The sequence below is a fragment of the Streptomyces sp. NPDC055749 genome (genome assembly GCF_053617235.1).
Genome location: NZ_JBSHFH010000055.1, coordinates 42220 through 52634, shown reverse-complemented (window position 1 = coordinate 52634; position 10415 = coordinate 42220). Strand labels below are relative to the sequence as shown.

The 10415-nt window shown below is 70.4% G+C and carries 7 protein-coding genes; 1 reads left to right on the top strand and 6 read right to left on the bottom strand.

Features of this window, described 5'->3' with window-relative positions; genetic code table 11:
* Positions 1-31: 31 nt before the first annotated feature.
* Positions 32-2302 carry an MMPL family transporter gene (locus ACWGO0_RS30695; protein ID WP_453542281.1) on the bottom strand — a complete coding sequence of 757 codons (2271 nt, stop codon included), beginning with the start codon at positions 2300-2302 and terminating at the stop codon, positions 32-34.
* Between the two features lie 118 nt (positions 2303-2420).
* Entirely contained in the window at positions 2421-2993 is a 573-nt protein-coding gene (locus ACWGO0_RS30690; RefSeq protein ID WP_453542278.1) for a TetR/AcrR family transcriptional regulator, read from the bottom strand.
* A gap of 171 nt (positions 2994-3164) precedes the next feature.
* Between ACWGO0_RS30690 and ACWGO0_RS30685 the strand changes: the two genes are divergently transcribed.
* Positions 3165-6527, top strand: coding sequence for a S41 family peptidase (locus tag ACWGO0_RS30685; protein ID WP_453542275.1), 3363 nt, complete (start codon positions 3165-3167; stop codon positions 6525-6527).
* A 117-nt stretch (positions 6528-6644) separates the two neighbouring features.
* Here the strand turns inward: ACWGO0_RS30685 and ACWGO0_RS30680 are convergent, their stop codons facing one another.
* The 4 genes from ACWGO0_RS30680 to ACWGO0_RS30665 form a co-directional block, all read right to left on the bottom strand.
* Positions 6645-6845 carry a hypothetical protein gene (locus tag ACWGO0_RS30680; protein WP_453542287.1) on the bottom strand — a complete coding sequence of 67 codons (201 nt, stop codon included), beginning with the start codon at positions 6843-6845 and terminating at the stop codon, positions 6645-6647.
* An 87-nt stretch (positions 6846-6932) separates the two neighbouring features.
* Complete coding sequence (locus ACWGO0_RS30675) at positions 6933-7817, bottom strand: SDR family oxidoreductase (protein ID WP_453542273.1); 885 nt, start codon at positions 7815-7817, stop codon at positions 6933-6935.
* Positions 7814-8743: an alpha/beta fold hydrolase gene (locus ACWGO0_RS30670; protein ID WP_453542271.1), complete on the bottom strand. Its 930-nt coding sequence runs from the start codon at positions 8741-8743 to the stop codon at positions 7814-7816. The genes ACWGO0_RS30675 and ACWGO0_RS30670 overlap by 4 nt, the downstream gene beginning before the upstream one ends.
* Positions 8740-10260: a flavin-containing monooxygenase gene (locus ACWGO0_RS30665; protein ID WP_453542268.1), complete on the bottom strand. Its 1521-nt coding sequence runs from the start codon at positions 10258-10260 to the stop codon at positions 8740-8742. The genes ACWGO0_RS30670 and ACWGO0_RS30665 overlap by 4 nt, the downstream gene beginning before the upstream one ends.
* Between the last annotated feature and the right edge of the window lie 155 nt (positions 10261-10415).

Below are 10415 nucleotides of genomic sequence, written 5' to 3'. Positions count from 1 at the left end.
GCCCGGGTCGGGGACCCGGGCCGACCGGGTCTCAGACCCGGGTCAGCTCGCGCTCGTCCTTGGCGTCCCCGTCGGACTCCCCGCCGGAGATCTCGGGGGCGTCGGGGAGCTCCTTGCGGAGCCCCTCGCCCTCGACGTCCACGTTGGGCAGGGCGCGGTCCAGCCAGCGCGGCAGCCACCAGGCACGCTTGCCGAGCAGGGCGAGCACCGCGGGCACGATCGCCATCCGCACCACGAAGGCGTCGAAGAAGACGGCGATGGCGAGCGAGAAGCCGATCATCTTGATCATCGACTCGCTGGAGCTGATGAAGCCGGAGAAGACCGCCATCATGATCACGGCTGCAGCCGTGACCACGCGGGCCCCGTGCTTGAAGCCGGTCACGATCGCCTGGCCGGGCGACTCCCCGTGGACGTACGCCTCACGCATCCGCGTGACGAGGAAGACCTCGTAGTCCATGGCGAGACCGAAGACCACACCGACCATGAAGATCGGCATCATGCTCATGATCGGGCCGGTCTGTTCGACGCCGAAGAGCGAGCCGAGCCAGCCCCACTGGAAGACCGCGACGACCGCGCCCAGGGCCGCGACGACCGAGAGCAGGAAGCCGAGGGCCGCCTTGAGAGGCACCAGGATCGAGCGGAAGACGAGCATCAGGAGCAGGAAGGCCAGGCCGACGACGAGTGCCAGGTAGGGCAGCAGCGCGTCGTTCATCTTCTGCGAGAAGTCGATGTTCATCGCGGTGGCGCCGGTGACCAGGACCTCGGCCCCGGTGTCCTTCTTGATGTCACCGCCCGCGTCGCGGATGGAGTGGACGAGCTCCTCGGTCTGCGCGGAGCTGGGCCGGTCCTGCGGGATGACGGTGATCGTCGCGGTGTCGCCGGCCTTGTTGAAGACGGCCGGGGTGACGGCCACGACGTGCGGGAGGGCCTTGATCTCCTCCGAGACCCGCTCGACGGCGGCCTTGCCGTCCGAGCTGTTCTTGGTGTCGACGGCGGCGAGCAGCGGTCCGTTGAACCCGGGGCCGAAACCGTCCGAGAGCATGTCGTACGCCTGGCGCTGCGTGGTGCTCTTGGGCTGCGAGCCCTCGTCGGGCAGGCCCATCTCCAGCGAGGCGGCCGGTACGGCGATGACGCCGAGGCCGAGCACACCGACCAGCAGCACCCACACCGGCTTGCGCAGCACGAACCGCGCCCAGCGGGTGCCCACGTTCTGCTTCGGCGCGGCCTTGTTCAACGAGGTCTCGGACCCGGCCTCGGACTTCGTCAGGGCCTCGGCGGCCTTGCGCGCCTTGCGTCCGAAGACCCGCTTGCCCGCGAAGCCCAGCAGCGCCGGGACGAGGGTGAGCGCGATGAGGACGGCGATCGCGACCGTACCGGCGGCCGCGAAGCCCATCTTCGACAGCATCGGGATGTTGACGACGGCCAGGCCGGCCAGCGCGATGACGACGGTGAGGCCCGCGAAGACAACCGCGGAACCGGCCGTGCCGACCGCGCGTCCGGCCGCTTCCTCGCGTTCCCTGCCCTCGGCCAGTTCGGCCCGGTAGCGGGAGACGATGAAGAGCGCGTAGTCGATGCCGACCGCGAGGCCGATCATCATCGCGAGGGTGGAGGTGGTCGAGCCGAGGTCCAGCACGTTGGCCAGGGCCGTGATCAGCGAGATACCCACACCGACGCCGATGAGCGCGGTGATCAGGGGCAGCCCGGCGGCGATCAGCGAGCCGAAGGTGATGACCAGCACCACGGCGGCGATGGCGACACCGATGATCTCGCCGGCGCCGGTGTGCGGCATGACCTGGAGCGCGTCACCGCCGATCTCCACGGTCATACCGCTCTTCTCGGCGGCCGTACCGGTCTCTTCCAGAGCCTCCCGGGTCGCGTCGGTCAGCTCCATGGAGTTGACCTTGTACGAGACGGAGATGTAGGCCGTGGAGCCGTCCTTGCTGACGGCGTTCGCCGCGTACGGGTCGGCGACCGAGGAGACCTGGTCCGAACCGGACTTCAGCTCACCGACGATCTCCGTGACCTCGGCCTTGTTCGCCGCGTCGGTCACCTTCTCGCCCGTGGGGGCCTTGAAGACGACCCGGGCGGTGGCGCCGTCGGCGCTGCCTCCGGGGAAGCGCTGCTCCAGCAGGTCGAAGGCCTTCTGGGCCTCCGTACCCGGAATCGAGAAGGAACTCGAGGTGGCGGGCGATGCGGAGGCAGCGCCGAATCCGGCGAGCGCCAGCAGTGCCACCCAGACAAGGGCGACATAGCGTCGGCGCCGGAAGGCGAGCCGTCCGAGCTTGTAAAGGAAAGTGGCCACGGGGGCGTACTCCCGGTCAGTCGTTGAGTGGAAATGGGCGTGAGGAACCACCCCGACGACGAGAGCGGCGTGTCAGGTGGGGCTTTGGGGAGAGGGCCGTACGAAACGAACGGGGACGTCAGACGCCGAGGGCGGGGAGGACCACGGAGTCGACATAATCGGTGAGAAACGCCTGGTCGACGGCGCGGTCCTCGACCAGCTGCCGAGCGGCGAAAGCGCCGATCAGCATGTGCGGTACATATTTCAGCGCCGGATTGTCCGGGCGCAGCTCACCCCGGTCCACGGCCCGCTGGAGCAGCGTTTCGAGGCCGGTCATCTCCGGCTCGATCAGCAGTTCCCGCAGCGCCTGGTGCAGATCGGGATTGTCATGGATGGCATGGCCCAGACCCCGCATCAGCGCGGAGTCCTTCTCCATCTGGCAATCGTCCGTACGACTGAGTACGGAGTGGAAGTCTCCGCGCAGCGAACCGGTGTCGATCTCGGCGAGACTCACCGGCTTGTTGTGCCGCAGGGCGGTGACGACCAGCTCTGGCTTGCTCCCCCACTGGCGGTAGAGGGTGGCCTTGCTGGAATGGGTGCGCTGGGCGACGGCGTCCATGGTCAGGGCGTCGTAGCCGACTTCGCGGAGCAGATCGAGCACGGCGGCGTAGAGCTCGCTCTCACGCTCTGGCGTGAGCCTGGTGCGCGCCATGTGCCGACCTCCTCCGGATGCATCCGCGTACGACAGTCGCTCGCCAGTCAATCGAACGAAACTGTTTCGTACACCTGAACCGTACTCCCGCCACCCAGCGAAACGAAATCGTTTCGCTTGTGTGCTGCACCACAAGTTGCCGCGGGCCCTGCGCACCGGAAGCATTGGAGGGTGAGTGACGACGTCGCGTATCTCCGGTTCCCGCACCTCCACCAGGACTTGCTCTGCTTCGCGGCCGAGGACGACCTATGGGTCGCTCCCCTCGTCCCCGCGGGGCATCGGCCCGGCCGCGCGTGGCGGGTGACCGTCGACAGGACGAGAGTCAGCCATCCGCGCTTCTCGCCCGACGGCAGCCACATCGCCTACACGACCTGGCGCACGCTCGACCCCGAGATCCATCTGGCCCCCGTCGACGGCGGGCCCGCCCGCAGGCTCACCTACTGGGGCTCGACCGACGCCCGGGTCTGCGGCTGGAGCCCCGACCCGGGCGACTCCTCCCAGATCCTCGCCGTGTCCTCGCACAATCAGCCGTTCTCGTACTTCGCCTGGGCCTACAGCGTCCCCACCGACGGCAGCCCCGGCGGCAAACTGCCCTGGGGTCCTGTCGCCGACATCGCGGTCGCCGACATCGACGGCGAACGGCGCACCCTGCTGCTCACCGGCACGCCACCGCACGACCCGGCGGCGTGGAAGCGCTACCGGGGCGGCGCGATGGGGCGGCTGTGGCTGCACGGCGAGCGGCTGCTGCCGGACATCGGGGGGCATCTGAACTCGCCGATGATCGTCGGGCGCCGCATCGCGTTCCTCTCCGACCACGAGGGCGTCGGGAATCTGTACTCGTGCGCGATGGACGGCAGCGGTCTGCGCCGCCACACGGACCACGACGCGTTCTACGCACGCAACGCCTCCAGCGACGGCTACCGGGTCATATACCAGTGCGCCGGTGAGCTGTGGCTGGTCGACGACCTCGAAGCGCCGGACGCGGCGCCGCGGAAACTGGAGGTACGGCTCGGCGGGCCGCGGGCCGGGCGGCGCCCCTACCAGGTGCCGGCCGCCACCAACGTCGACTCGCTGTCGGTCGACGAGACGGGCCGGGCGAGCGCCGTCGCCGTACGCGGCAGCCTGTACTGGCTCACCCACCGCGACGGCCCCGCCCGCACGATCACCGACACCCCCGGGGTGCGGGTCCGGACGCCGGAGATGCTCGGCAGCGGCGGCCGGGTCGCGTACGTGACGGACGCGGACGGCGACGACGCGATCGAGATCGCCTACCTGCCGCGGGCCAGCGGCGACCGCGAGCCACGGCGGCTGGCCTCGGGGAAGCTCGGCCGGGTGGAGGAGATGACCTCCGACCCGGACGGCGAGCAGCTCGCGATCGCCTCCAACGACGGGCGCCTGCTCCTCCTGGACACGGCGGAGCCGGAGGCCGCCGAGGCGGAGGAGGAGGGCACCGGTTCCACCCGGGCCGATCTGGTGCAGGCCGTGGACACGGACGCCGCGGCGGATGCCGACGACCGGGTCACCGAGCTGATCCGCTCCACCAACGGGCCGGTCCGCGATCTGGCGTTCTCACCCGACGGGCACTGGCTGACCTGGTCGCACCCGGGCATCGGCCGGTCCCTGCGCCAGATCAAACTGGCGCGGATCACCGGCCCCGGCTCCCCCGTCATCGTCGACGTCACCAACGGCCGCTTCGAGGACGAGAACCCCGTCTTCACGGGCGACGGCCGCTACCTCGCCTTCCTCTCCTGGCGCGGCTTCGACCCGGTGTACGACGTCCACACCGGCGACCTCTCCTTCCCGCTGGGCTGCCGCCCCTATCTGGTCCCGCTCTCCTCGGCCACCCCGTCGCCCTTCGCGCTCTCGCCGGACGGCCGCCCGGCGGCGGGCGGACTCGACCCGGTGGACATTCCCGAGGGCGTTACGGGCGAGGGGGCGACGGTCACCGTCGAGTTCGAGGGCCTGGAGAGCAGGGTCACGCCGTTCCCGGTCTCGGCGTCGAAGTACTCGGCGCTGCACCCGGTCAGTGGCGGCGGACTCGTCTGGCTGCGCTGGCCGATCTCCGGCGCGCTGGGCGAGACGTTCGCGAACCCGGCCGACATGTCGGGGCGGCCCACCCTGGAACACTTCAACATCGCCAAGGCCAGGAAGACCGAACTCGTCGACCACCTCGACTGGTTCGCGGTCAGCGGCGACACGAGCCGGCTGGTCGTCATGGACGAGGGCGAGCTGCGCGCCGTACCGGCCACCGAGGCCGGCGACAACGACTCCACGGTCTATCTCGACCTGCGCCGCATCCTGCACGAGGTGGACCCGCCCGCGGAGTGGCGCCAGGCGTACGGGGAAGCGGGCCGGATCATCCGCTCCTACTTCTGGGAGCCGGACATGTGCGGCATCGACTGGGGCGCGGTGCTCGACCAGTACCGGCCGCTGGTCGAACGGGTCGCGTCCCCCGACGAGTTCGCCGACCTGATGCGCGAGGTCCTGGGCGAACTGGGCACCTCGCACGCGTACGTCTCCCCTGCCCGCCGCAACGAGGGCCCGCCGCACTACCAGCGGGCGATCGGTCTGCTCGGCGCGAATCTGGTGTGCCGGGACGGGGAGTGGCTGATCCAGCGCATCCTGCCCGGCGACTCGTCGGACTCCAAGGCGCGCTCACCGCTCGCCGGTACGGGGATCAGGGAGGGCGCGGTCCTCACCCATGTCGACGGGCGGCCCGTCGACCCGGTGGCGGGACCGTACCCGCTGCTCACGGCGGCGGGCGGCACGACGGTGGAGCTGACGTTCCGGCCGGCGGGTGGCGGGCAGCCGCGCCGCATCGCGATTCTCCCGCTCGTCGACGAGCGACCGCTGCGCTACCAGGACTGGGTGGCCAAACGTCGTGAGGTCGTACGGGAGTTGAGCGGCGGCAGGTGCGGCTATCTGCACATCCCCGACATGGGCGGCTCGGGCTGGGCCCAGTTCAACCGCGATCTGCGGCTGGAAGTGTCGCGTCCGGCACTGATCGTGGACGTACGGGGCAACGCGGGCGGCCACATCAGTGAGCTGGTCGTGGAGAAGCTGACCCGCCGGATCCTGGGCTGGGACCTGACACGTAACGCACAGGCGGTCTCCTACGCGTCCAGTGCGCCGAGGGGTCCTGTGGTGGCCCTGGCCGACGAGGCGACGTCCTCCGACGGCGACATGATCACCGCCGCGTTCCGGCTGCTGAGGCTGGGCCCCGTGGTGGGGCAGCGGACCTGGGGCGGGGTGGTGGGGATGACGGGGCGCCACCGCCTCGGTGACGGCACGGTGATCACGGTGCCGATGAACGCGGCGTGGTTCGACACGTACGGCTGGTCGGTGGAGAACCACGGCGTGGAACCGGACCTGGAGGCGCTGCGCACACCGCTCGACTGGGCGGAAGGGCGGCACGCCGTGCTGGACGACGCGGTGCGGGTGGCGCTGAGCCTGCTGTCGAAGCACCCGGCGTCGACACCGCCGACGTACGCGACGGCACCGAACCTGCGGCGCCCGCCGCTGCCTCCGCGCTAGCGGGGGCCTCCCCGGCTGGGGGGCGGGCACGCGGAAGGGCGCACCCGGTAGACCGGGTGCGCCCCTGCATGCGCGGGCGCGCAGACGCGCAACGCGCAGGTGATCAGGCCGCGGACATCAACGGTCGAAACGCTCGCGCGCCTCGTCCGTCATGTCCTGGGCGCGGTCACGCATCCCGGACTGGTCCGGGCGGCGCTCCGACTGCTCGGCCGAGCGCTCGCGCGCCTCGCCCCGCTGCTTGTCGCCCTGCTTCTTCTGCGGCTTGGCCTGGTCGGCAAGCTCCTGCGCCTTGTCCTTGAACTGGTCGGCGATGCCCATGCTGTTCACTCCTATGTGGATGCTTGGGGTGTGGCCCCGGTGGGGCCTCGACCAGATTTACACGCTAGGACATTCCGCGCATTTCGATCACTTACTCTCCGTACGCGCCGCCTGGTCGGCCGCTCCCCCGGCGCCCACCAGACCCGTGCCGACACTGCCCAGCCGGTCCCCGAAACGCGCCATCTCGCGCTGCCCCCCGATGCCGATGACCGTCGGCAGGTAGCCGCGAATCGACTGCATCCCCCGCAGCCACCACTGCGCGTACACATGCGAGGAACGCCGCTCGATGCCCGCCACGATCCGGTCCACGGCAGGACCGAGCGGGTACGTGCGGTTCATGGGCCACGGCAGCCGCTGCCGCAGCTCCCGCATCACGTCGTCCTCGTCGGCGCCCCGCACCATGTCCGTGTCCGTCCAGGACAGATAACCGACGCCGACCCGCACACCCCGGTAGCCGACCTCGGCCCGCAGACTGTGCGCGAACGCCTCGACACCCGACTTCGACGCGCAGTACGCCGTCATCATCGGCGCCGGAGTGATGGCGGCCAGCGACGCGATCTGGAGGAAGTACCCGCGGCTCTCCATGAGCACCGGGAGGAACGCCCGCCCGGTCACCGCCCCGCCGATCAGATTGACCTCGATGACCCGCCGCCACGCCTCCGGGTCGGAGTCGACGAACGGCCCGCCCGATGCGACCCCCGCGTTCGCGACGACCACGTCGACCTTGCCGAAGCGCTGCTTGACCTCCTCGGCGACCCGGGCCATCGCCACATGGTCGGTGACGTCCGCGTACCAGTGGCCGCTCTCCCCGTGCAGCCGCTCGGAGACCTGCTTCAGCTCGTCCGGCTCCAGGCCGACCAGCGCCAGCGTCGCTCCGCGCGCCGACAGCTTGCGGGCCAGCAGTTCGCCCACGCCGCGCGCCGCGCCGGTGACGACGACGACCTGCCCCTCAAGACTCCGCTTGTTGCTCATGCGACCTCCTCCTTGCCCGTGGCTGCCACCGTGACGTACTCGGTCACCAGTTCCCGGATCTTCGCCGTGACCACTTCCGGTGCTTCCACCGGTGTCATGTGGCCCATGCCTGCCAGCTCGGTCAGTCCCAGGCTCTGCGGCAGCGCCGCGGCGACCGCCCGCGCGTGCACGGGCGGGGTCAGCCGGTCCTCCGTACCCGCGATCACCGCGGTCGGCACCCTCAACTCCCGTACGCCCGTGTCCAGATCGAGGTCCGCGAGCACATGCCCCCACGCCACCCGGGCCCGCCGCGGACACGCGTGCACGATCCGGGCGCAGATGTCGACCCGCTCGGGCGCCGAACCGGCGCCCATGGTGCCGTACTTGAGGATCCGCTTCGACAGCGGCGTGACCGGTCCGAGCGGCGCCCGCGCGCCGAGTACGGCGCGGGTGAGCCGGGTCCGGACGGCGCCGGCCTTCAGCGGGACGACCAGGGACTCGGCGAGCAGCCGCGAACTGCCGGTGCTGCACAGCAGTACGGCCGCCGCGTGCTCCCGGAGCCCGGCCCGCCGCGAGGCGGCCATCAGCGTCATCCCGCCCATGGAGTGCCCGGCGAGCACGGCCTTCTCGCCGGGTGCGAGCGTCGCGGCGAGCACCGCTTCGAGGTCGTCGGCGAGGGCGTTCGTGCTGTAGTCCGCGACAGCGCCCTCGGGTGAGCGGCCGTGTCCGCGCTGGTCGTAGGCGATGACCCGGTGGTCGACGGAGAGGTCCCGGATCTGGGCGGCCCAGAAGTGGGTGCCGCACGTCCAGCCGTGCGCGAGCACGACCGCGGGTGCGCCTTCGGGGCCGTGCAGCTCGGCGTGGATGCGCGAGCCGTCGGCGGAGACCACGGACAGTTCGCGTGCGGGTACGGGCGGGGCGTCCTCGCGCCGCAGCAGCCGGCTCATGCGACAGCCTCCTCGGCCGCGGTGGTCCTGGTCTTCTCAGCCGTCCTCACCCGGATCACCTCGTACTCCGCCAGGTCGACCGTCCGGGTCTCCTTGCGGAACTCGCCGGTCGTCCCGGGCCAGACGGTCGTGTTGCGGCCCTCGGAGTCCAGGTACCAGCTGGTGCAGCCGCCGGTGTTCCACACGGTGCGCTTCATCCGCTCCTGGACCCGGTGGTTCCACGCCGTCACCGCCGACGGCCGCGCGCCGAGCGCGACGCGTCCGCCCAGGACGTCCAGCTGGCGCAGATAGTCGGCCATATAGTTCAGCTGGGACTCGATCATGAGGATCATGGAGGAGTTGCCGAGCCCGGTGTTGGGTCCGATGATCGTCATCCAGTTGGGGAAGCCGGCCGCGGTCGCACCGCGCAGCGACTTCATGCCCGTCTTCCAGTGCTCGGCGAGCGTGATGCCCTCCGCGCCGACGACCCGGTCGGCGATCGGCATGTCCGTCACATGGAAGCCGGTGCCGAAGATGATCGCGTCGACCTCGGTCTCCGTACCGTCGGCGGCGACCACGGTCGAGCCGCGCACCTCGGTCAGACCGGAGGCGACCACGTCCACATTGGGCTGGGCGAGCGCCGGATAGTAGGCGCTGGACAGCAGGATGCGCTTGCAGCCGATGCGGTACGAGGGCGTCAGCTTGGCCCGCAGAGCCGGGTCCTTGATCGACTTGGCGATGTTGGACTTGGCGATCCGCTCGACCAGGCCGAGCTGGTTCGGGTGCTTGGTGAAGGCGCTGACCTGCAACTCCCTGATGCCCCAGAGCAGTCCGCGGCGCGCGGTGCCGGTCAGCGGCAGGGTGCGGTGGAGCCACTTCTCGGCGCCGCTGATGGCCCGGTCCATCCGGGGCATGACCCACGGCGGGGTGCGCTGGAAGAGCGTCAGCTTGGCGGCCTTCGGCTGGATGGCCGGGACGATCTGGATGGCGGAGGCACCGGTGCCGATCATGGCGACGCGCTTGCCTGTCAGGTCGTAGTCGTGGTCCCAGCGGGCCGAGTGGAAGACCTTGCCGGGGAATTCGGCGAGCCCGGGGATGTCGGGCATCTTCGGGTCGGAGAGCGGACCGGTCGCGGAGACGACGGCGTCGGCGGTGATCGTGGAACCGTTGGCGCACTCGATGAGCCAGTGCAGCTCGTCGTTGTCCCAGCGCATGAGGGTCACTTCGTGGTTGAGCCTGATGTGCGGGCGCAGCCCGAAGGTGTCGGCGACGTGGTCCAGGTAGGCACGGATGTGCTCCTGCCCGGAAAAGGTGCGCGGCCACTCGGGGTTGGGGGCGAACGAGAACGAGTAGAGGTGGGACGGTACGTCACAGGCGCAGCCCGGATAGCTGTTGTCGCGCCAGGTGCCGCCGACCGAATCGGCCCGTTCAAGGACGACGAAATCGGTGGTGCCTTCGCGGCGCAGCCGGACAGCGGCACCGAGGCCCCCGAAACCGGATCCGATCACCGCCACTCGTACGTGCTCGTGCTGGGCCATGCTGCCGCCTCCTGCGGTACGTCACACGACTCTGCCAGCAATCACTGGCATTGTTGGGAGGGTAGAGCAGCCCGCGTACTGATGGGTAGGGGTCGGACCAAGGAAAGTTACCGGCGGTACAACATAGGGTGCCCCTGTGGCAGAAGGACGCGAGC